Annotated in this window: 21 protein-coding genes and 1 pseudogene; 8 read left to right on the forward strand and 14 right to left on the reverse strand. The window is 73.6% G+C overall.

From position 1 onward, the window contains the following. Positions 1 to 19: 19 nt before the first annotated feature. Together OG447_RS09185 and OG447_RS09190 are read right to left on the reverse strand one after the other, a co-directional pair. Positions 20 to 862: an arylamine N-acetyltransferase gene (locus OG447_RS09185; RefSeq protein ID WP_266935982.1), complete on the reverse strand. Its 843-nt coding sequence runs from the start codon at positions 860 to 862 to the stop codon at positions 20 to 22. A 92-nt stretch (positions 863 to 954) separates the two neighbouring features. Continuing rightward, positions 955 to 2,097: an NADH-quinone oxidoreductase subunit D gene (locus OG447_RS09190; RefSeq protein WP_266935983.1), complete on the reverse strand. Its 1,143-nt coding sequence runs from the start codon at positions 2,095 to 2,097 to the stop codon at positions 955 to 957. A gap of 44 nt (positions 2,098 to 2,141) precedes the next feature. Here OG447_RS09190 and OG447_RS09195 point away from each other — a divergent pair, with 44 nt between their 5' ends. Together OG447_RS09195 and OG447_RS09200 are read left to right on the forward strand one after the other, a co-directional pair. Next, entirely contained in the window at positions 2,142 to 2,633 is a 492-nt protein-coding gene (locus OG447_RS09195) for a PH domain-containing protein (RefSeq protein WP_266935984.1), read from the forward strand. 200 nt (positions 2,634 to 2,833) lie between these two features. Beyond that, entirely contained in the window at positions 2,834 to 4,120 is a 1,287-nt protein-coding gene (locus OG447_RS09200; protein WP_266938810.1) for a PH domain-containing protein, read from the forward strand. 48 nt (positions 4,121 to 4,168) lie between these two features. On the opposite strand, the gene OG447_RS09205 is transcribed toward OG447_RS09200, so the two are convergent. From OG447_RS09205 to OG447_RS09220, 4 genes are all read right to left on the reverse strand, one after another. After that, positions 4,169 to 5,170, reverse strand: coding sequence for a CU044_5270 family protein (locus tag OG447_RS09205; protein WP_266935985.1), 1,002 nt, complete (start codon positions 5,168 to 5,170; stop codon positions 4,169 to 4,171). Beyond that, positions 5,167 to 5,733 carry an RNA polymerase sigma factor gene (locus tag OG447_RS09210; protein WP_266935986.1) on the reverse strand — a complete coding sequence of 189 codons (567 nt, stop codon included), beginning with the start codon at positions 5,731 to 5,733 and terminating at the stop codon, positions 5,167 to 5,169. The genes OG447_RS09205 and OG447_RS09210 overlap by 4 nt, the downstream gene beginning before the upstream one ends. Positions 5,734 to 5,866: 133 nt before the next feature. Beyond that, entirely contained in the window at positions 5,867 to 6,544 is a 678-nt protein-coding gene (locus OG447_RS09215) for a response regulator transcription factor (RefSeq protein ID WP_266935987.1), read from the reverse strand. Between the two features lie 17 nt (positions 6,545 to 6,561). Beyond that, positions 6,562 to 7,764, reverse strand: coding sequence for a sensor histidine kinase (locus tag OG447_RS09220; protein WP_266935988.1), 1,203 nt, complete (start codon positions 7,762 to 7,764; stop codon positions 6,562 to 6,564). A gap of 106 nt (positions 7,765 to 7,870) precedes the next feature. On the opposite strand from OG447_RS09220, the gene OG447_RS09225 reads away from it, so the two are divergent. After that, entirely contained in the window at positions 7,871 to 8,851 is a 981-nt protein-coding gene (locus OG447_RS09225; RefSeq protein ID WP_266935989.1) for an SAM-dependent methyltransferase, read from the forward strand. Positions 8,852 to 8,998: 147 nt separating this feature from the next. On the opposite strand, the gene OG447_RS09230 is transcribed toward OG447_RS09225, so the two are convergent. Together OG447_RS09230 and OG447_RS09235 are read right to left on the reverse strand one after the other, a co-directional pair. Further along, positions 8,999 to 10,555 carry a M28 family metallopeptidase gene (locus tag OG447_RS09230; protein WP_266935990.1) on the reverse strand — a complete coding sequence of 519 codons (1,557 nt, stop codon included), beginning with the start codon at positions 10,553 to 10,555 and terminating at the stop codon, positions 8,999 to 9,001. A 172-nt stretch (positions 10,556 to 10,727) separates the two neighbouring features. Beyond that, a pseudogene (locus tag OG447_RS09235) lies at positions 10,728 to 11,010 on the reverse strand (transcriptional regulator); the annotation flags it as partial. A 524-nt stretch (positions 11,011 to 11,534) separates the two neighbouring features. Between OG447_RS09235 and OG447_RS09240 the strand changes: the two are divergent. Next, positions 11,535 to 11,744 carry a hypothetical protein gene (locus OG447_RS09240; RefSeq protein ID WP_266935991.1) on the forward strand — a complete coding sequence of 70 codons (210 nt, stop codon included), beginning with the start codon at positions 11,535 to 11,537 and terminating at the stop codon, positions 11,742 to 11,744. Positions 11,745 to 11,788: 44 nt separating this feature from the next. Here OG447_RS09240 and OG447_RS09245 read toward each other — a convergent pair whose 3' ends face one another. From OG447_RS09245 to OG447_RS09270, 6 genes are all read right to left on the reverse strand, one after another. Then, a complete protein-coding gene (locus tag OG447_RS09245; RefSeq protein ID WP_266935992.1) occupies positions 11,789 to 12,526 on the reverse strand; it encodes a GntR family transcriptional regulator in 738 nt (245 codons plus the stop codon). A gap of 135 nt (positions 12,527 to 12,661) precedes the next feature. Then, positions 12,662 to 13,474: a type III pantothenate kinase gene (locus OG447_RS09250; protein ID WP_266935993.1), complete on the reverse strand. Its 813-nt coding sequence runs from the start codon at positions 13,472 to 13,474 to the stop codon at positions 12,662 to 12,664. A gap of 3 nt (positions 13,475 to 13,477) precedes the next feature. Then, positions 13,478 to 14,452 carry a carboxylating nicotinate-nucleotide diphosphorylase gene (gene nadC, locus OG447_RS09255; RefSeq protein ID WP_266935994.1) on the reverse strand — a complete coding sequence of 325 codons (975 nt, stop codon included), beginning with the start codon at positions 14,450 to 14,452 and terminating at the stop codon, positions 13,478 to 13,480. After that, positions 14,449 to 16,200: an L-aspartate oxidase gene (locus OG447_RS09260; protein WP_266935995.1), complete on the reverse strand. Its 1,752-nt coding sequence runs from the start codon at positions 16,198 to 16,200 to the stop codon at positions 14,449 to 14,451. The genes nadC and OG447_RS09260 overlap by 4 nt, the downstream gene beginning before the upstream one ends. Beyond that, a complete protein-coding gene (gene panC, locus OG447_RS09265) occupies positions 16,197 to 17,189 on the reverse strand; it encodes a pantoate--beta-alanine ligase (protein WP_266935996.1) in 993 nt (330 codons plus the stop codon). The genes OG447_RS09260 and panC overlap by 4 nt, the downstream gene beginning before the upstream one ends. Continuing rightward, entirely contained in the window at positions 17,186 to 18,103 is a 918-nt protein-coding gene (locus tag OG447_RS09270; protein ID WP_266935997.1) for a Rossmann-like and DUF2520 domain-containing protein, read from the reverse strand. Before OG447_RS09270 ends, panC begins: the two co-directional genes overlap by 4 nt. A gap of 137 nt (positions 18,104 to 18,240) precedes the next feature. Between OG447_RS09270 and OG447_RS09275 the strand changes: the two genes are divergently transcribed. The 4 genes from OG447_RS09275 (at position 18,241) to OG447_RS09290 (ending at position 20,560) form a co-directional block, all read left to right on the forward strand. Next, positions 18,241 to 19,362, forward strand: coding sequence for a low specificity L-threonine aldolase (locus OG447_RS09275; RefSeq protein ID WP_266935998.1), 1,122 nt, complete (start codon positions 18,241 to 18,243; stop codon positions 19,360 to 19,362). A 130-nt stretch (positions 19,363 to 19,492) separates the two neighbouring features. Then, positions 19,493 to 19,756, forward strand: a complete 264-nt coding sequence (locus OG447_RS09280; protein WP_266935999.1) for a DUF397 domain-containing protein — start codon at positions 19,493 to 19,495, stop codon at positions 19,754 to 19,756. A gap of 16 nt (positions 19,757 to 19,772) precedes the next feature. Then, positions 19,773 to 20,378, forward strand: a complete 606-nt coding sequence (locus tag OG447_RS09285) for a hypothetical protein (protein WP_266936000.1) — start codon at positions 19,773 to 19,775, stop codon at positions 20,376 to 20,378. A gap of 14 nt (positions 20,379 to 20,392) precedes the next feature. Further along, positions 20,393 to 20,560 (forward strand): hypothetical protein, encoded by a 168-nt coding sequence (locus OG447_RS09290; RefSeq protein WP_266936001.1) that lies wholly within the window; start codon positions 20,393 to 20,395, stop codon positions 20,558 to 20,560. Positions 20,561 to 20,604 lie beyond the last annotated feature (44 nt).

Consider the following 20,604-nt stretch of genomic DNA (forward strand, 5'->3'; position numbering starts at 1 on the left):
CTGCCCTGCCGTACCGGCATCAGCCGGCCCGGGCGGCCAGCCACGTCTCATGGGCCCGGGAGACCTGGTCCCACAGTGCCGCCCGGTCCACCGGGGTCAGATCGTCCAGCGCCCGCCCGAAGACGGTGGCCATGACCTCGTAGAGCTCCTCCGGCGTGGTCAGTTCGCGCTCGCTCGGCCCCTTGGCCGGGTCGATCCGGCCGAGCACCCGCCCGCGCAGCACGTCGATGCTCTCCGCGTCCCGACGGATCATCACCAGCGTCCGTACGAAGCCGGATTCGGGGGAGGTCGACAGCCGGATGTGCTCGGCCTCGAAGTTGGCCAAGGCGGCGGGCGCCGAACGGAAGACGGTCACCGGGCACGGCCCGTACGAGGTCAGGAAGGTCCAGCCGGGCTCGGGCCCCTCCAGCGGCTCCAGGACGTAGCGGAAGTCCCCCTGCCGGTGGGTGCCCGCGCGCAGCGGCAGCGGCTCGTGCGGCCCGTCGCCCAGCCCGGTGTCGACGAAGTACTCCGCCCCGCCGACCCGGACGGTCAGGGCGAGGTGGTCCCCCGTGACCGTGCGGGCCTCGGGGTCGTGGTGGACGCCCCCCACGTGCCGGGTCACGTCGTAGCCGAGGGATTCGAGCAGCGCCGCGAAGGCCCCGTTGACGTGGAAGCAGTACCCGCCGCGGCCCTCGGCGATGCGCAGCGCCGACTGCACCGGGTCGAGGCCCGGTGTGCGGCCCAGCTGGATGTCGACGTTCTCGTAGGGGACCCGTTCCACATGGGCCCGCTGAAGGGCGAACAGCGCCTCGGCGGTCGGGCGGGGCGGCTCCGCGAAGCCGAGCCGCCGCAGATAGCCGGCGAATATGCCAGGAGTCATGCGGTCACCCTAGGCGGTGACCGCATGACGTGTGGTCCACGACGTATGGAGTGTGGCGAGTCCGCTACTTCGCAACTTCCGCCGGTACGCCCCTACTTGTCGATGTCGCCGACCACGAAGAACAGCGAGCCCAGGATCGCCACCATGTCCGCGACGAGCTGCCCGGGGAGCAGCACCGCCAGCGCCTGGATGTTGTTGTACGAGGCGCTGCGCAGCTTCAGCCGGTACGGGGTCTTCTCGCCCTTCGAGACCAGGTAGTAGCCGTTGATGCCGAGGGGGTTCTCGGTCCAGGCGTACGTGTGCCCCTCGGGCGCCTTCAGCACCTTGGGCAGGCGCTGGTTGACGGGCCCGGGCGGCAGCTCCGCCATCCGGTCCAGGCAGGCCACGGCCAGGTCGAGGGCGTTGTGCGTCTGGTCCAGCAGGACCTCGAAGCGGGCCAGGCAGTCGCCCTCGGGGCGGGTGACCACCTTGAGGACGTCCTGGAGCTCGCCGTAGGCCAGGTACGGCTCGTCGCGGCGCAGGTCGAAATCGACACCGGAGGCGCGGGCGATCGGGCCGGAGACCCCGTACGCGTGCACCGCCTCGGCGGAGAGCACGCCGACGCCGCGGGTGCGGGCGCGGAAGATCTCGTTCCCCTGGACCAGCTTGTCGTACACGTCCATGCGGGTGCGGACGTCGGCGATCGCTTCGCGGGCCCGGCCGAGCCAGCCGGCCGGGAGGTCCTCCTTGAGGCCGCCGACGCGGTTGAACATGTAGTGCATGCGGCCGCCGGAGATCTCCTCCATGACCGCCTGGAGCTCCTCGCGCTCGCGGAACGCGTGGAAGATCGGGGTGATTCCACCCAGTTCGAGCGGGTACGAACCGAGGAACATCAGATGGTTCAGGACGCGGTTCAGCTCGGCCAGCAGCGTCCGCATCCACACGGCCCGCACGGGGACCTCCATGCCGAGCATCCGCTCGACGGCCATGACCACGCCGAGCTCGTTCGAGAACGCGGACAGCCAGTCGTGGCGGTTCGCGAGCATCACGATCTGGCGGTAGTCGCGGGCCTCGAAGAGCTTCTCGGCGCCGCGGTGCATGTAGCCGACCACCGGCTCGGCGCTGACGATCCGCTCCCCGTCCAGGACGAGGCGCAGGCGCAGCACGCCGTGCGTGGAAGGGTGCTGGGGGCCGATGTTGAGCACCATGTCGGTGCTCTCCGCCGCACCGCCGATGCCGACCGTGGTCTCCGTCATGCGGGCATTGTCTCAGCCGCGGGCCACCCCCCTACGCTTGAGGGATGGAAACGGGGACTTTGGGCGAGACGGGCCGACCCGAGTGGGTGGGGCTGCCGGGCGGGCTGCTCACCCTGCGGCGGCTGCTGCTGGTGATCTGGATGAGCCTGTTCGCCGTGGTCACCGCCGTGGTGCTGTGGCTGACGGCCGGCCCGGTCTGGGCGGCCTCCGGGGCCTTCTGGCTCGCGGTCCTGGTCTGGGGCTGGGTGCTGCTCGGCCGGAACTGGCGGTCCTGGCGCTACGCCGAGCGCGCGGACGACCTGCTGATCAGCCGGGGCGTGCTGTGGCGGGAGGAGACGGTGGTCCCGTACGGGCGGATGCAGCTGGTCGAGGTGACCTCGGGCCCGCTGGAGCGGCGCTTCGGGCTGGCCTCCGTACAGCTGCACACGGCGGCCGCGGCCACGGACGCCAAGATCCCGGGCCTGGAGCCGGCCGAGGCGGAGCGCCTGCGCGACCGCCTGACCGAGCTCGGCCAGGCAAGGTCGGCGGGCCTGTGACCTCCGGTCCGGTGGACGAGACGGCCGGCACCGGCGCCGGCATCGCAGACGCCGGGGCGGTGGCGCCCGGGACCGCGGACGCCGGGACCGCGGACGCCGGGACCGCGGACGCCGTTGCGGTGGCGCCCGGGGCGGGGGCCCCGTCCGGAACCGGTGCCGACGACACGACGGGCGCCGCCGAGCCCGCCGCGGGCCGGCGGCTGCACCCCTTCACCCCGCTGCGCCGCGCCTGGGTCCCGATCGCCGCGACGACCGGTGTGGTCGTCCAGCAGGGCGACCGCGTCGGGGAGTGGATCGGCGACCTGCCCACCCTGCTCCGCCTGGCGGTGCTCGCCGGCCTGGTCCTGGTCTTCGGCCTGTACGGCTTCCTCAGCTGGTGGTTCACGTACTACGCCGTCACCGACACCGAGCTGCGGATCCGCAGCGGGCTCCTCTTCCGGCGCGCCGCGCACATCCGGCTGGACCGGATCCAGGCAGTGGACGTCACCCGTCCGCTGCTGGCCCGGGTGGTGGGGGTCGCGCAGCTGCGCCTCGACGTCATAGGCGCCGAGGACAAGGACGAGCTGTCCTTCCTCTCCGAGAAGGACGCCGTGGCGCTGCGCGCCGAACTCCTGGCCCGGGCGGCGGGCTTCGCCCCCGCCGAGGCGGTACGGGTCGGCGAGGCCCCGGAACGGGAGCTGCTCCACGTCCACCCGCGCGACCTCGTCGTATCGCTGCTGCTGAGCCTCGGGGTGTGGGCGGCGCTGGTCGCCGGGCTCACCGCGCCGGCCGTCGTGTGGTGGCTCAGTTCGAGCCCCTGGGCGGCGGTCGTGACCCTGCTCCCGCTGCTCGGCGCGGTCTGGACGGGCAGCGTGGGCCGCTTCCTGGCCGAGTACGACTGGACGGTCGCGGAGTCCCCGGACGGGCTGCGGCTGGACCACGGACTGCTGGACCGGGCGCACGAGACGGTGCCGCCGGGCCGGGTGCAGACCGTACGGGTCGTGGAGCCGCTGCTGTGGCGGCGGCGCGGCTGGGTCCGGGTGGAGCTGGCGGTGGCGGGCTCGAAGAACGACGTGCTGGTCCCGGTGGCGGCGCGGGAGGCCGCGTACGCGGTGGTCGCCAGGGTCCTGCCGGGCGTGGACCTGGCCGGCCTGGCCTTCGCCCCGTCCCCGCGGACCGGCTCGCGCTGGGTGGTCCCGGTGTGGTGGAAGGGGTACGGGCTGGCCGTCTCCCCGGAGGTCTTCGCCGCCCGCCGAGGCCGCCTGTGCCGCCGTACGGAGATCGTCCCGCACGCCAAGGTACAGAGCGTCCGCCTCAGCCAGGGGCCCTGGGAGCGCGCCCGCGGGGTGGCCGACGTCCACGTGGACACCGGGGCGAACGCCACGGTCACGGCCCGGCTGCGCGGCACGGCCGAGGCCGCCGGGCTGCTGGCCGCGCAGGCGGCCCGCTCCCGCACCTCGCGGGCCGAGGCCCGCCCCGACCGCTGGATGACGGAGACCGGTCCCTAGTGCTGTGGCCGGTGGTCCGCACGCGCGATGCAGGACCGCGGTACGCGATCAGGACCGTGGCAGCTGTCCGGCGCGGTCCGTGACCCCTCGGGCGACGATGGCCACCGAGGTCACGGCCGTCCCGGCCTTGCCCCAGGCGCTGTCCTCGAGGGCGACGGTGCGTGCCCCCAGGAGCCGCAGGCTCTCCCGGTCGAAGATCCATTCGGTCCGCTCGTCGTTGTGGACGCGGGCGACGGCGACGCCGGTCCGCCCGGCGGCGTCCGTTGCCTCGGGAACCAGGACGACACCGGGGATACGGGCCGCCGCGCGGTAGAGGGCGGCGCTCAGACCCGGCGGGGCCTCGACGCTCCGCAGCAGGTCGCCGATCGCGACGAACGCCTGCTGGTCGGGGCCGGTGGTCGAGCCTGTGCCGGGGCCGTGGTTGAGGCGCGTGTCCTCGTAGATCAGCTCCAGCAGCTTCCCGGGGTCGGTCGGCAGCGTTTCGAGGAACCGGTACGTGGGTCCGTTGAGGCTCGGCGGGCCCTCGGGCGGGTGCGTCTCGGAACCACGCGCCGTGCGCGTCGTCATCCCGGCCGAACCGTCGACCGACAGCCACCGCTCGGCCGACTCGTCGGTGGGGGCCGCCTCCATCCCGCCGCCTTCGACCTCGGACAAGGAGGTGGAGTGTCCGACCGTCTTCGTGTACATGAACTGCCCGTCGCGCACCGGCGGGGCCTGAGACGACGCCGCCGCCAGTGCCACCCGGTCCAGCAGCTCCACAGCCGCAGGCTGGGGACGAGCGGCTCCGGCGTGTTCCCCGGTGTTGCTCCGCGCCGTAGCGAAGGTGACGACCACGGCACAGGCTGCCGCCGCCACCCCCAGGGAAAGGAAGAGGGGCCGCCCGGCCCGCCGGGGTGCAGCCTGCTCGCCTCGTGCCATTTCACGCATCAGGTGCTCCTTGACCGGACGATGGCCGCGGAAGGGCAGTTCGCCGTCGGAGAGCCCGGGCAGGCGCTGGAAGAGTTCTTCGTGCCCGGACGGTTCGGTCCGTGCGTCATCGGCGGCGTTCACAGGTGTCCCTCCCGTGCGGTGCGGGACGCGGACGCATGCCCCGCGGCCGGCTCCGCGGCCAGATCGGCGGTGGTGAGTTTGCGGAGGCGGCTACGCGCCCGTGACAGGCGGGAGCGGACGGTCGCCTCCGTGACGCCGCAGGCCTCGGCCACCTCGGCGTGGCTGAGGCCCGACCAGACGGACAGGACGATGACCTCGCGGTCTGCGCGCCGCAGCCGGCCCAGGGCGGCCAGCGCGGCTGCCGCCCTGGCGGTGTCGGTGATGCGGGACACCACTGCGTCCGCCGGGTCCGGGATGACGTCCGACCGGGGCAGGCGGGCCATCGCCTCGCTGTGCCGACGCGCGGCCCTGCGCGTGTTGCGCAGGACATTGGTGGCGACCCCGAGCAGCCATGCCCGGTGGTGTGTGACTCCGTCCAGCGTCTCGCCGAGCCGCCAGGCTTCGAGGAAGGTGAGGGAGACGATGTCCTCCGCCCCCGCACGGTCGGAGGTCATGCGGACGGCATGCGCGTACACCGCCCGGGCGTGCGCATCGTAGATGTCCGCGAACAGTTGCTGGTCCACACCGAGTAGTGTCCGCTCGGCCCGACTCGCTGCATGTGACGCTCGTCACGCCGCGGCGGGACGGTCGCACCGTCCACTTCGACGCGCCCGCCCGAGGTGTCGGAGCCGGCCTGACGCCGGCCCGCCCCCGCCGCTACGAGGCTCCGCCGCCGCCCGCGCGGACCAGGCCCGTCTCGTACGCGAGGACGACCACCTGGACGCGGTCGCGCAGGCCCAGCTTCGTCAGGATGCGGCCCACGTGGGTCTTCACCGTGGCCTCCGACAGGACCAGCCGGGCGGCGATCTCGCCGTTCGACAGGCCCTGGGCGACCAGCAGCATGACCTCGCGCTCGCGCTCCGTCAGCCGCTCGATGTCCTTGTTCTGCGGCTCCTGCGTGGTCGTCGGCAGCATCGGCGCGAACCGGTCCAGCAGCCGCCGCGTCGTGGAGGGGGCGACGACCGCGTCCCCGCTGTGCACCGAGCGGATGGCCCCGAGCAGCTCGGCCGGCGGCACGTCCTTCAGCATGAAGCCGCTCGCGCCGGCCTTCAGCCCGGAGAAGGCGTACTCGTCCAGGTCGAAAGTGGTCAGGATGATGACCTTGGGGTGTTCCTCGGGCTCGCAGATCCGCCGGGTCGCCTCGACCCCGTCGAGCCTCGGCATGCGGACGTCCATGAGCACCACGTCCACCTTGGTGGCCCGCAGCACCTCCAGCGCCTCCAGGCCGTCTCCCGCCTCGGCGACGACGTCCATGTCCGGCTGGGCTGCGAGCACCATGCGGAAGCCGGTGCGCAGCAGCACCTGGTCGTCGACGAGCATTACTCGGATGGACATCGGTTACCTCGTCCTCGTCATTTCTTCTTCAGGGGAAGCAGTGCGCTGATCCGGAAGCCGCCGCCCGGCCGCGGACCCGTGTCCAGGGTTCCGCCGACCATGCCGATCCGCTCCCGCATGCCGATCAGACCGTGCCCGGCGCCGTCCGCGCCGCCGTCCTCGTACAGCTCGTGGGCCGCGCCCCGGCCGTCGTCCTCGACCAGCAGGCCGAGTCCGTCGTCGAAGTAGACCAGCCGGACGCTCGCCTTCGCGTCCGGGCCCCCGTGCTTGCGGGTGTTGGTGAGGGCTTCCTGCACGATCCGGTACGCCGTCAGCTCGACGCCGGTGGGCAGCCGCCGCGGCGCGCCCTCGACCTCGAAGTCCACCTCCAGGCCGGCCGCCCGTACCTGCTCGACCAGGACCTCGATCTGCTCGACGTCCGGCTGCGGCACGTAGTCCTCGGACTCCTGCGGTTCGCCGGTGCGCAGCACGCCGAGCAGCCGGCGCATCTCGGCGAGGGCCTGGCGGCCCGTGCCGGAGATGGTCTGGAGGGCTTCCTTGGCCTGTTCGGGAGCGGCGTCCATGACGTACGCGGCCCCGTCGGCCTGGACCACCATCACCGAGACGTTGTGCGCGACGACGTCGTGCAGCTCCCGGGCGATCCGGGCGCGCTCGGCGGCGACCGCCACCTTGGCCTGGGCCTCGCGCTGGTTCTCCAGCCGCTGGTTTCGCTCGATGAGCTGGGCGTAGTAGGCCCGGCGGGTGCGCAGGGAGTCGCCGGTCACCCAGGCGAGGGCGAAGGGGACCATGACGAAGAGGGCGAAGAGGATCTCCTCGACCGTGCTCCCGCTCTTGTCCACGCCGAAGCGCAGGAAGTAGAGCGGGGAGGCCAGCAGCCCCACGCCGAGGGCGGCGCGCGAGACCCAGCGCGATACGTCGCCGGCCGCGACGGTGAAGAGGATCACGAGCATGGCGACGTCGCAGAACTGGGCCTCGATGCCGAGGGCCAGCTGGTAGGCGCCGGCGCCCACGGTCAGCCAGAGCATCGGCTGGGTCCACTTGCGGCGCAGGGCCACGGCGGCGCTCAGCGCGACCACCACGGGGACGGTGGCCAGCTGCATGGCGGTGCCCTGGCCGCCGGAACCCGCCACGGTCATCATCGAGACCCCGAAGAAGAGGACAGCCCAGAAGCTGTCGACGCCCGTCGGGTGTCTGCGGAGGAAGTCGTAGAGGCGCTGCACGTAACCCAGCGTAGGGAAGGGAGATAGGTGCTGGAGTCAACCACAGGTGCGAACCTGGCACCGGGGGCGTACTCCGCAAGGTGGAGGCGAGTTTAACCTGGGTCCGATGAACACCCAGGGTGAATGCACGACTCCGGTTCGGTGGCGCTCGGCGATGGAAGCCGCGCTGTACGGGCCCGGCGGCTTCTACGTGCGTCCCGGCGGGCCGGGCCCCGCCGGGCACTTCCGCACCTCCGTCCACGCCTCCGGGCTGTACGCGGGGGCGGTGGCCCGCCTCCTGCTGCGGGTGGACGCCGAGCTGGGGCACCCGGCCGGGCTGGACCTGGTGGACATGGGGGCCGGGCGGGGCGAGCTGGTGGCCGGGGTGCTCGCCGCGCTGCCGCCGGAGGTGGCCGCGCGCGTGCGGCCGTACGCCGTGGAGCGGGCGGAGCGGCCCGAGGGGCTCGACCCGCGGATCCGCTGGGCCGCGGCGGCACCCGTGGGGACGACCGGGCTGCTCTTCGCGAACGAGTGGCTGGACAACGTCCCGCTGGAGGTCGCCGAGGACGGGCGCTACGTCCTGGTCGCACCCGACGGTACGGAGAGCCCGGGCGGCCCCCTCGACGACGCGGACCGGGCCTGGCTGGAGCGGTGGTGGCCGGGGCCGGGCCGGGCGGAGGTCGGCCGGGCGCGGGACGAGGCCTGGGCGGCGGCCGTGGCGACCGTGGAGCGGGGGCTGGCGGTGGCGGTGGACTACGCCCACACCCGGGAGGCGCGGCCCCCGTACGGCACCCTGACGGGCTTTCGCGCGGGCCGGGAGGTGCCGCCGGTCCCGGACGGCAGCTGCGATGTCACCGCCCACGTGGCGCTGGACGCGTGCGCGGGGCCGGGCGCGGCGCTGCTGACCCAGCGCGAGGCGCTGACCGCCCTCGGCGTCTCGGGCGCCCGGCCCCCGCTGGCCCTGGCCGGGACGGACCCGGCCGCGTATGTCCGGGCCTTGGCCTCCGCCGGAGAGGCTGCTGAGCTGACGGCTCGGGGCGGGCTGGGTGCCTTCGGGTGGCTCTGCCAGCCGGTGGGCATCCGGGCCTGGCCCGGGGAGACTGCCTGACGCGCTGGTGCGGCTCCGCCGCTGGGGCTCCGCCCCGGACCCCGCGCCTCAAACGCCGGCGGGGCTGGATCCGGCCGCCGCCGTGTGAGCGGCGACGCCCGTCAGGCGGGGCTGGAGATCAGCCTCGCCTGACGGGTCGTGCCGTGGTTACTGCGTCACCTCGTGCCCGTGGCCCTCGTGCAGGCCGCCGCCGCTGCCCGTGCCCGGGGTGGTCGGCTGCGAGACGACCGGCTTCGACAGCGGGGCCAGGTCGTGGGCGTAGTGGCCGACCGCGTCCGCGATGACGTCGACGTTGATGTCGAGCGCCTTCTGGTCGATGTTGTTGATGTCGTCGCCCGCCGCGTGGTAGTTCACGTCGTACGCGACGCCCGCCTGGCCGCCGAACTTCGCCGCCTGGGCCTCGGACTTGATGCCCTCGGCGCCGGTGAAGGTGCCGCCGGAGGGGATGCCCACCTCGATGAACGGGCCGTAGTCCGAGCGGCCCGAGAAGTCCGTGCCCTCGTGCGGGATCTTCTTCGAGTCGAGGAAGTCGGTTATGCCCCGCTCGATCTGCGCCGAGCCCTCGGGGCCCGGACCCGCGCCCGTGGCGTCCGAGTCGTCGCCGTCGTAGACGAAGTAGGCGGCGTTCGGCGAGGCGATCATGTCGAAGTTGAGGTAGAGCTTGATCTTCTTCTTCTGGTCCTCCGTCAGCCCGGCGACGTAGGCCTCGGAGCCGAGCAGGCCGAACTCCTCCGCCGACCACCAGGCGAACTTGACCTTGTTCTTGATCTTCCCCTGGCTGCTCGCGAGGCGCTGGGCGACCTGGAGGATGCCGGCCGAGCCGGAGCCGTTGTCGTTGATGCCCGGGCCCGCCGCGACCGAGTCGAGGTGGGCGCCGAGGAACACGGTGTTGTTCTCGTCGCCGCCGCGGGTCTCGGCGACGACGTTGTAGGACTTGCGGTTCTCGCGCAGCTCGCGGATGTCGAGGGTGAGCTCGACCGGTCCGGCCGCCGCCTCGGCGGCGAGCTTCTCGCCCTCCGCCAGGGTGATCCCGCCGGTCGGGACCTTGCCGGCGGCCGGGTCGCCGAGGGTGCCGTTCAGGGCGCCCTCGGTGTTGTTGTAGATGACCGCGCCGACCGCTCCGGCCGCGGCCGCGTTGGCCTGCTTCACGGCGAAGGCGCAGCCGCCGCGCTTGACCAGGGCGATCTTGCCCGTGAAGGTGCCGGAGGCGAAGTCCCCCGGCTCGCAGCCGGTGGTGCCGTCCGCGTCGACCGGGGCGACCGCGACCTGCGCGGTGATGCCCTCCTCCGGACCGCTCGCGGTGTACGTCATCAGGTGGATCGGGACGTCGCGCTGGTTCGCGCCGTTCACCGTGAGCTTCTCGGCGATCGTCTCGACGTAGACGAAGTCGAACTCGTTCTTGGTCACCTGGTAGCCGGCCGCGCGCATCACGGCCTCGACGTACTGGGCGGACTGCACGTGGCCCTTGGAACCGGCCACGCGGTTGCCCTTGTTGTAGTCGGCGATGGCCTGGAACACCTTGAGGTGGTTGTTGGCGCCCTTGCCGGTCGCGTCCTTGACCAGCTTCCTGGCCAGGGCGTCCCCCTTGGCGGCGTCGCTCTGCGGGCTGCCGGTGGCACCGGCGGGCCCGGCGAGGAGCAGCGGGGAGACGAGGGCAGCGGCTGCCAGGGCGGCGGTTGCTGCAGCTATACGGCGTGAGGCCATGAAGATCCTTCCACGACAAAGTAGCGAGCAGGAGATGCTGCGCGCGGTACGCGGGGGAGCGGTTGACGCACGTTAAACAGGAAGTGGCCACTCTGGCCAGAGTTTTCGCCGTTTCCGGTTTACGAATTCCGCATATCGGTGAATCTGTAGCGTCGGGAACCGGCCGTTCCCCTTATCGGAGCAGTCCCTCTACGAGGTCCGAGCCGAGGCGTGCGACCACGGACAGGTCCAACTGGTGCTGGACATACCGGCCTTCTTCAGGACGGACAGGTGCGGTGACGCCTCCGGCGCGGTGATCCCGTGTACGGGGCCCGGGCCGGACTCCGGCGCAGCGACATCCCCATCGGGTGCGCCAGTGCCTCCATCCGCCGCTGGAGCAGATCCACCGAGCCCGGCGCGGACGCCAGTTGGGGGGTGCCGAGCGGGTAGTGGACCAGCGGGGCTTGGCCGGGTGCGGCGCCGTTGCCGGGGCTCTGCCCCGGACCCCGCGCCTCAATCGCCGGCGGGGCTGGGTTTGGCCTTGGCCCCTGCGGGGGCTTGGCCGGGTGCTGCTGTGGGTCGGGGCCGCTCCGGAGCGTCTCCTCGGCTCGCGCACTGAGCCCCGGCTGCGATAGCCGGGCCTGGGTTGCGCGCTCGTCCTGCGGGGACTCTCCTGCGCGACCCCGCCCCACGCCCAGGCTTCGGAAGCGGAAGCCGTGGTGGAGGGGAGTGGGGACGCGCAGGGTTGTCCCCGCAGGACGAGCGCGCAACCGGCCCGATGAGCTGTGATCGGGCTCAGTGCGCGAGCCGAGGAGACAACCCGGAGCGGCCCCGCGCACCGACCCCACCGACCAGGCCGCCTGCCCCCAGGGGCGAAGGCAGGGCCCAATCCAGCCCCGCCGGCGTTTGAGGCGCGGGGTCTGGGGCGGAGCCCCAGAGGCACGGTGCAGCCGAACCCGCCGGACGCGCGCGGCGGTGCCGACGGGGCGAGGCTGGATTCATGACCGCGATCGAGCAGTACCTCATAGACACCTACCGGGCGTCACAGCACGGCGCCCCGATGCCCCCGCCGCCCGGCCGGGACGACCTCGCGGTGCTGCGCGCGGCCCGGTCGTACGAGCAGTTCCAGGCCGTCGTGGAGGGCCGTCCGGCCGGCCGGCCCTGGCGCGCCGCCCTGCACCGGCTGCTGCACCGCCCGCGCCCCTGCTGACCCGCTCCGGACAGCCCGGCCGGAGGGTGCCCGGCGGGCTGCTCTCAGTCCTCGAAGGTGATCTCGTACGCGATCTCGGCCCGGCGGTCGGCGACGACGATGTCGGCGGTCTCCACCGGCCGGCCGTCCTCGGCGTAGTAGGTGCGCTCGATCTCGGTGACCAGGTCACCCACGCTGATGCCGAGCAGATTGGCCCGGGTCTGGTCCGCGCGGGACGGCCGGGGCACCTCCACCGCCGAAGTGACGTTCACTCCGATCGAGCGCATCCGCGCGACGACGCCCATGCCCTTGAACGGGCCCGTCTCCGGCAGTACGACCGGCGTGCGGTCGGTGAGGGCCATCGGCTCCCAGGACTCGCAGATCTCCACGGGCCGGCCCTCGGACAGGAACTCGTACCTGGTGACCACGCACAGGTCCTCGGGGGCGATGGCGAGCCGCTCGGCGATGCGCCCGGGCGCAGGCGTGCGGGTCTTGGAGTGCGACTCCCAGCTCGCGCCGTCCGTGTCGCGGCCGTTCGGTCCGCTGATCCGCCGCAGCCGCGAGCGCAGGATGCGCAGCCGTTCGCGCGGCACGCGGACGTAGGTCCCCGAGCCGGCGCGGCCCTCCAGGAAGCCCTCGATGATCAGGAGCTCCATGGCGCGCTGGGTGACGCTCTGCCCCACCTCGTACTCGCCGGCGAAGCGGGCCCTCGACGGCAGCCGCGCTCCGACCGGCCACTCCCCGGCCAGGATCCGCTCCCGAAGGGCGTCGGCCACCCGCAAGTACGCCGTGTCACGAGGCATTCGAGCCGTCCTGTACCTGTCGTCGGGAGGGACAAGCTAATTCATCAGGTCGAAGCTGAGCCTTCAGGGTGATGAGGGGCGGCCGACCGCTCCGGGCGGGGCGCCGGCCCGGCCGACTGCTCCGCCCGGGCCCGGCTACTGGCCGAACTTCGGCGCGTTGCGCTCGTAGACCAGCCGCAGGCCGACCAGGGTCAGCCACGGCTCGTGGTCGTCGATCACCGAGGACTCGCCGAGGACCATCGGGGCCAGGCCCCCGGTGGCGATGACGCGGACGTCGTCCGGGTCGCCGTTCGGGCCCGCCAGCTCCTTGGCCATCCGCGTGACGACCCCGTCGACCTGGCCCGCGAAGCCGTAGACCACACCCGACTGCATCGCCTCGACCGTGGACTTGCCGATCACGTTGCGCGGACGGGCCAGCTCGATCTTGCGGAGCTGGGCGCCCCGTACGCCGAGGGCCTCCATCGAGATCTCGATGCCCGGGGCGATCACCCCGCCCACGTACTCGCCCTTCGCGGACACCGCGTCGAAGGTGGTCGCCGTACCGAAGTCGACCACGATCGCGGGACCCCCGTAGAGCTCGACCGCCGCGACCGCGTTGATGATGCGGTCCGCGCCGACCTCCTTCGGGTTGTCCATGAGGATCGGCACGCCCGTCTTGATGCCGGGTTCGACGAGGACCGCCGGCACGTCCCCGTAGTAGCGCCGGGTGACCTCGCGCAGCTCGTGCAGGACCGACGGCACCGTCGAGCAGATCGCGATGCCGTGGATGCCGTCGCCCAGCTCGCTGCCGAGCATCGGGTGCATGCCCATCAGGCCCTGCATCAGCACGGCCATCTCGTCGGCCGTGCGCCGCGGGTCGGTCGAGATGCGCCAGTGCTCGACGATCTCGTCACCGTCGAACAGGCCCAGGACCGTGTGGGTGTTGCCTACGTCGATGGTGAGGAGCACCGGTTACACCGCCTCGCGCAGATCGAGGCCGATGTCCAGGATCGGGGAGGAGTGGGTCAGCCCGCCGACGGCCAGGTACGTCACACCGGTCTCCGCGTACGCCCGGGCGACGTCCAGGGTGAGGCGGCCCGAGGACTCCAGCACCGCGCGCCCGGCCACCAGGGCCACGGCCTCGGCCGTCTGCTCCACGGTGAAGTTGTCCAGCAGGATCAGGTCCGCGCCGGCCGCCAGGACCTCGCCGACCTGCTCCAGGGTGTCGACCTCGACCTCGATCGGCACCTCCGGGAAGGCTTCCCGTACGGCCGCGAAGGCCTGCGCGACCCCGCCCGCCGCCACCACGTGGTTGTCCTTGACCAGCGCGGCATCCGCCAGCGACATCCGGTGGTTCACGCCGCCGCCGCAGCGCACCGCGTACTTCTCCAGCGCGCGCAGGCCCGGAGTGGTCTTGCGGGTGTCGCGGACCTTCGCGCCCGTGCCCTCCAGGACGTCCGCCCAGCGCCGGGTCGCCGTCGCGATGCCCGACAGCCGGCACATGATGTTCAGCGCGCTGCGCTCGCCGGTCAGCAGGTCGCGGGTGCGCGAGCGTACGGACAGCAGCACCTGCCCGGCCTTCACCGAGTCACCGTCCTCCACATGGCGCTCGACCTCGAAGGTGTCGGTGCACACCACGGAGAACACGGCCTCCGCGATCCGCAGGCCCGCCACGACGCCGTCCTCGCGCGCGACGAAGTCGGCGACCGCCTCGGCGTCCTCGGGGACGGTCGCGACGGTGGTCACGTCGACGCCGCCGTCCAGGTCCTCGGACAGCGCCATGTGCGCGATGTCCTCGACCTCGATCGGGTCCAGGCCCGCGTCCGCCAGCAGTTGGACCAGCGCCGGGTCGAGGCCGCTCTCCTCGCCGTCGCCGCAGCCGCAGTCGTCGCCGCAGCCGCCTTCGTTCTGGTCGATCAGGGGGAGTTCGGGGGTGCTCACGGTCACTTCTCCAGGCTGGGGGGGTTCGGGGAGTTCAGGGGGACGCGTACGGACGGGAAGTCCGCCGAGTCGGTGGGGGTGACGACCAGCGCCCGCTTCTCGGTCGCGGAGAGCCGGACGACGAGGTGGCGGCGCCAGGCGGCGTCGTCCCGGTCCGGGTGGTCCTCGCGCCAGTGGCAGCCACGGGTCTCCACGCGCCGTTCGGCGGCGGCGACCAGGACGCGGGCCACGCACAGCAGGTTCGTGGCCTCCCAGGTGTCCACCCCCGGTTCGGCGGTCTTGCCGTGCGCCTCCAGGCCGTTCAGGGCGGTCGTGTACAGCCCTTCGAGGGCCTCGGCGGCCCGGCGCAGCGACGCGGCCGAGCGCAGCACGCCCGCGCCGTCCGTCATGATCCGCTGGACCTCGTAGCGCGCCCCGGCGGGCTGGAGCGGGCCGGTCGCGGGGACCGGGATGCCCGGGCCGGTGCCGGAGCGGGCCTGCGCGACGATGTCGTCGGCGATCCGCTCGGCGAAGACCAGGCCCTCCAGCAGGGAGTTGGAGGCCAGCCGGTTCGCGCCGTGCACGCCGGTGCAGGCGACCTCGCCGCACGCGTACAGGCCGGGGACGGTGGTGCGCCCGTGCAGGTCGGTCCGTACGCCGCCGGACGCGTAGTGCGCGGCCGGGGCGACCGGGATCGGCTCCGTCACCGGGTCGATGCCGTGGGCGCGGCAGGCGGCCAGGATGGTGGGGAAGCGCTGCTCCCACATCTCGGCGCCGAAGTGCCGGGCGTCCAGGTACATGTGCTGGGCGCCCTGCTCCTGCATGCGGCGCATGATGCCCTTGGCGACGATGTCCCGCGGGGCCAGCTCGGCGAGCTCGTGCTGCCCGGTCATGAAGCGGACGCCGTCCGCGTCGACGAGGTACGCGCCCTCGCCGCGGACCGCCTCCGACACCAGCGGCTGCTGCCCCTCGGCGTCCGGGCCGAGGAACAGCACCGTCGGGTGGAACTGCACGAATTCCAGGTCGGAGACCTCGGCCCCGGCCCGCAGGGCGAGGGCGACGCCGTCGCCGGTGGACACCGACGGGTTGGTGGTGGCGGAGAAGACCTGGCCCATGCCGCCGGTCGCGAGGATCACGTCGGGGGCGTGGACGGCGCCCACCCCGTCGTGCTGGCCCTCGCCCATGACGTGCAGGGTGACGCCCGCCGTACGGCCTTCGGCGTCCTGGAGGAGGTCCAGGACCAGCGCGTTCTCGACGGTTTCGATGCCCGCCGCCTGCACGGCCTCGACGAGCGCCCGGGAGATCTCGGCGCCCGTGGCGTCGCCGCCCGCATGGGCGATCCGGCGCCGGTGGTGGCCGCCCTCGCGGGTGAGCTCTATCTCGCCGGTCGCGGCGGAGGTGTCGAAGACCGCACCGGCCGCCATGAGCCGGCGCACCGCGTCGGGGCCCTCGGTGACCAGCAGCCGTACGGCGGCCTCGTCGCACAGGCCCGCGCCCGCGACCAGCGTGTCGTCCAGGTGCTGCTCGGGGGTGTCGCCCTCGCCGAGGGCGGCGGCGATGCCGCCCTGGGCCCAGCGGGTGGAGCCGTCGTCGAGGCGGGCCTTGGTGACCACGACGGTACGGCGGCCCGCGGCGGCGCAGCGCAGCGCGGCCGTCAGACCCGCGACGCCGGAGCCGACGACCACGACGTCGGCTTCGACGGACCAGCCTGGGGCCGGGGCGTGCAACCGTATGCCGGTGCCGCCCGACCCGATGCCTCTGCCTGGGGTGCTCACGCGTGTGCTCCGAATTCCAATGGGATGTTGTCGATCAGCCGGGTCGTGCCCACCTTCGCGGCGACGGCCAGCACGGCCTGCCCGGTGAAGTCGGGGCCGGCCTCGGAGAAGTCCTGCGGGTCGACCAGCGCCAGGTAGTCCAGGACCAGCGGCGGCTCCTGCCGGCCCGCCTCCTGGAGCACGTGGTGCGCGGCGGCCCGTACGGCGTCGGGCAGCCCGGTGCCCGCGGCCGAGACGGCGTGCGCGTCGGCCGAGGCGCGGATCTCGCCGAGCCGGGCCAGCGCGGTCGCCCGCCCGTCGCTGGCCGGGGACGCCTCGGCGCGGGCGCGCAGCGCCGCCTGCGCGGCGAGCCGGTCCTGCCCGGCGAACAGGGCGCGGGACAGGGCCAGGGCGGTGCGCCGCTCGGCGCGCGAGAGGTAGCGGTTGCGGGAGGACAGCGCCAGCCCGTCCTCCTCGCGGACGGTCGCTACGCCGACCACCTCGACGGGGAAGTTCAGATCGGTCACCATGCGCCGGATCAGGGCCAGTTGCTGCGCGTCCTTCTGGCCGAAGAGGGCCAGGTCGGGGCGGGTGAGGTGGAGCAGCTTGGCGACGACGGTCAGCATGCCGTCGAAGTGGCCGGGGCGGGTGGAGCCTTCGAGGCGTTCCCCCATGGGCCCGGCGCTGATCCGCACCTGCGGGTCGCCGCCCGGGTACACCTCGTCCACGGACGGGGCGAACACGGCGTCGGCTCCCGCCTCCTCGGCGATCCGCAGATCGGCGTCGAGGGTGCGCGGGTAGCGGTCGAGGTCCTCGCCCGCCCCGAACTGCAAGGGGTTCACGAAGACGGTGACGACGACCTGGCCCTCGGGGCCGGCCTGTTCGCGGGCGGTGCGGATGAGGGTGGCGTGCCCCTCGTGCAGGGCGCCCATGGTCATCACGACGGCCCTGCGGCCGGTGCGCGGGAGCTTCAGGAGCTCCTCGGACGTGTCGAGCAGCAGCCCGTTCACAGGTCACCGCCCCCGTTCGGGTCCGCGTCGTCGGCGAGTACGCCGAGCAGGTCCTCGGCGAGTTCGGGCTTGAGCAGGCCGTGCGCGAGGGCCCGGTCGGCGGTGGTGCGGGCCATGGCCAGGTACCCGGCGACCGCGGCGGGCGCGTGCTTGCGCAGCTCCGAGACGTGCGCGGCGACCGTACCGGCGTCACCGCGGGCCACCGGACCCGTCAGGGCGGCGTCCCCGGAGCGCAGGGCGTTGTCCAGGGCCGCGCCGAGCAGCGGGCCGAGCATCCGGTCGGGGTGCTCGACCCCGGCCTTGCGCAGCAGCTCCATCGACTGTGCCACCAGGGTGACCAGGTGGTTCGCGCCGAGGGCCAGGGCCGCGTGGTACAGCGGCCGGGCCTCCTCGGCGATCCACTCGGGCTCCCCGCCCATCTCGATGACCAGGGCCTCGGCGGCGAGCCGCAGCTCCTCGGGGGCGGTGACGCCGAAGGAGCAGCCGGCCAGCCGCTGCACGTCGACCTCGGTGCCGGTGAAGGTCATCGCCGGGTGCAGGGCCAGCGGCAGGGCGCCCGCGCGCCGCGCGGGATCCAGTACGGCGGTCCCGTACCGCCCGGAGGTGTGGACGAGGAGCTGGCCGGGGCGGACCGCGCCGGTCTCGGCGAGGCCCTCGACGAGGGAGGGCAGCGCGTCGTCCGGGACGGTGAGGAGCACCAGGTCGGCGTGGGCCAGCACCTGCGCGGGCGGGACCACGGGGACGTCGGGCAGCATGCGGGCGGCGCGCCGCAGGGACGCGTCGGAGACCCCGGACACGGCGACGGGCCGGTGTCCGGCCTGCTGGAGCGCGCGGGCCAGGGCCGGGCCGACCCGGCCGGCTCCGACGACGCCGACGGCGAGCCGGGCAGGGCGCGGCTGCTGTGAAGAGTTCACGCGGGGAGGGCCTTCCGTTCCAGTCCGCGGGGGGTACCGGACGATACGCCGCCATGCTAGATGAGTGAGCCCGAAGTGGCGTCGTCCGCCCGTGAGGGCGGGCGGGGGAGCCGCGTCCCGTCGGCGATGATCGGGGCATGAGCGACGACACGGAGCGTACGAAGCGGCTGGTAGCGGCCTGGCGCGGAGCGGGACGGGTGCTGTCCCGCAGCCTGCTGGAGCCGACGGTCGGGGAGCTGCTCCGCGGGCTCGCCGAAGCCCCCTACGACCAGGACGAACCCGCCGACGTGTACGGGGACGGGGTGGTCGCCGAGCTGGAGCGGCGGGTCGCGGAGCTCCTCGGCACCGAGGACGCGGCCTTCTTCCCGTCCGGGACGATGGCCCAGCAGATCGCCCTGCGGTGCTGGGCGGGGCGGACGGGCAGCCCGGTCGTGGCCCTGCACCCGATGAGCCACCCGGAGCGCTGGGAGGAGGCCGCGCTGCCGGTCGTCGCCGGCCTGCGCACGGTGTACCCGACGACGGAGGCCCGCCAGCCGGAGCCCGCGGAGCTCCGGGACCTCCCCGAGCCCTTCGGCACGCTGATGCTGGAGCTGCCGCTGCGGGACGCGGGCTTCCTGCTCCCGTCCTGGGAGGAGCTGACGGCGCTGGTCGACGCGGCCCGCGAACGCGAGGCGGTGGTCCACTTCGACGGGGCCCGGCTGTGGGAGTCCACCGTGCACTTCGGCCGCCCGCTGCCGGAGATCGCGGGGCTGGCCGACTCGGTCTACGTCTCCTTCTACAAGTCCCTCGGCGGCCTCAGCGGGGCGGCCCTGGCCGGGCCCGCGTCCTTCGTGGAGGAGACCCGGGTCTGGCGCCACCGCTACGGGGGCCGGGTCTTCCGCCAGTTCCCGCAGGCCCTCGCGGCGCTGGCCGGGCTGGAGCGGGAGCTGCCCAGGCTCCCGGAGTACGTCGCGCAGGCGCGGGTGGTGGCCGGTGCGCTGCGCGATGCGTTCGCGCAGGCCGAGGTCCCCTGGTTCCGGATCCACCCGGAGGAGCCGCACACGCACCAGTTCCAGGTGTGGCTCCCGTACGAGGCGGACCGCCTCACGGACGCGGGGCTGCGGCTGGCGGAGGAGACGGGCACGGTCCTGTTCCGCCGCTGGTCCCCCGACGGGCCGCCCGGCCTGTCGGTGACCGAACTGGACATCACGGAGCCGGGCCTGGCCTGGACGGCCGCGGACGTCCGCGAGGCGGCCTCGGCCTTCGTGTCCCGGTTGTAGCCCGTGTCGGGGTGTCGGGGGTCTCACGTCGGAAAACACCGAATTCCGCGGAAGTCACCGGCACGGGTCCACCGTGGCGCTACCGTCCCTCCACGGAAACGACCGGCGGCCTGTGACCGGAGGAGACACCATGACCGCTCAGCCCGTGTGGCGGAAGTCCTCGTTCTGCGGTGAGGGAGACGCCTGCGTCTACGTCGCCACCGCGCCCGGATCCCTGGTGCGGGTCGCCGACCGGGCCGATCCGGCGCACCTGGTCCTCGCCACGACCCGGGGGGCCTGGGGAGAGTTCCTGCGCGCGGTCAAGGACTCGGCCCGACCCGGTGGCCCTCCTGGCGGCCTCCCCGGCGGGGTCCCGGCGCGCCGAGAGGGATCTCAGGGGATTTTGTCCGATTAGCGCGTATCTTCGGCCCATGCCCACGCCCTACGGATCCCGCGGCGGCATGGCGTTCAGCGCTGCCGAGCTGCACGTGCTCAGGCGCTCACTCGCCCACGCCCTTCAGTCCTCCTCGGCCCCCCTGGCGGCCGCGGAGGTCCAGGACTGCCTGCGCCTCGCGCAGTCGGTGGACGACGCGGTACAGGAGGCGGGCCGGCTCAGAGCCTTCCTCCTGGAGGATCTGGGCCGCTACCGGGCCGCGCTGCCCGGCAGCCTCTCCGGATACCTGGAGCTGCTCCAGGACGCCCTCGCCGCAGGGTACGAGCCGGTCCCCGACGATCTGGCCGCGCTGCGCGCGCTGCGCGGCAACCCCGTGGCGGCGGCGCTGCTGGAGCGGGCCCAGACCGTGGCGGAGCGCTCCGTACGCAGGCGGCTGTCGACGGCGCCCGCGCCCCGCACCCGGCTGCTGGCGCTGGCCGGCGGGCAGGGCCCCAAGCCGGGTCCGTCGCCGCGTCCCCGTCCGGCAGCCGAGCCGCCCAAGGAGGAGCCGCGCCCGGAGCGGCCCGTCCCGACCCCGGGCGAGGTGTTCCCGCCACGCCGGAAGCCCGTTCCGCCCCCGGCCGCGGACCGCGCCGCCGGGTAGCTAGTCTGGGGGGCATGGACTACGTCTCCGCGCTCGTGCCCCCCATCGTGATGGCCGCGTTCTTCATCGCTCTCGTCGTGACGATCGTGAAGACCCAGGGCGGCGCGAACAAGGCCAAGGAGGACGCGGCGGTCGACGCCGTGATCGCCCGGGCCGAGGCCGCTCAGCAGACCCGGAAGTAGTACCGCCCGGCCCGGCGCACTCCGCACTGGCTTTTCGCCCATTT

Origin of the sequence: Streptomyces sp. NBC_01408 (genome assembly GCF_026340255.1) — a bacterium.
GTDB lineage: Bacteria > Actinomycetota > Actinomycetes > Streptomycetales > Streptomycetaceae > Streptomyces.

Coding starts and splice junctions, on each gene's coding strand:
- OG447_RS09185 (WP_266935982.1), bottom strand. CDS start 862: ATGACTCCTGGCATATTCGCCGGCTATCTGCGGCGGCTCGGCTTCGCG.
- OG447_RS09190 (WP_266935983.1), bottom strand. CDS start 2,097: ATGACGGAGACCACGGTCGGCATCGGCGGTGCGGCGGAGAGCACCGAC.
- OG447_RS09195 (WP_266935984.1), top strand. CDS start 2,142: ATGGAAACGGGGACTTTGGGCGAGACGGGCCGACCCGAGTGGGTGGGG.
- OG447_RS09215 (WP_266935987.1), bottom strand. CDS start 6,544: ATGTCCATCCGAGTAATGCTCGTCGACGACCAGGTGCTGCTGCGCACC.
- OG447_RS09225 (WP_266935989.1), top strand. CDS start 7,871: ATGAACACCCAGGGTGAATGCACGACTCCGGTTCGGTGGCGCTCGGCG.
- OG447_RS09230 (WP_266935990.1), bottom strand. CDS start 10,555: ATGGCCTCACGCCGTATAGCTGCAGCAACCGCCGCCCTGGCAGCCGCT.
- OG447_RS09240 (WP_266935991.1), top strand. CDS start 11,535: ATGACCGCGATCGAGCAGTACCTCATAGACACCTACCGGGCGTCACAG.
- OG447_RS09245 (WP_266935992.1), bottom strand. CDS start 12,526: ATGCCTCGTGACACGGCGTACTTGCGGGTGGCCGACGCCCTTCGGGAG.
- OG447_RS09275 (WP_266935998.1), top strand. CDS start 18,241: ATGAGCGACGACACGGAGCGTACGAAGCGGCTGGTAGCGGCCTGGCGC.
- OG447_RS09280 (WP_266935999.1), top strand. CDS start 19,493: ATGACCGCTCAGCCCGTGTGGCGGAAGTCCTCGTTCTGCGGTGAGGGA.
- OG447_RS09285 (WP_266936000.1), top strand. CDS start 19,773: ATGCCCACGCCCTACGGATCCCGCGGCGGCATGGCGTTCAGCGCTGCC.
- OG447_RS09290 (WP_266936001.1), top strand. CDS start 20,393: ATGGACTACGTCTCCGCGCTCGTGCCCCCCATCGTGATGGCCGCGTTC.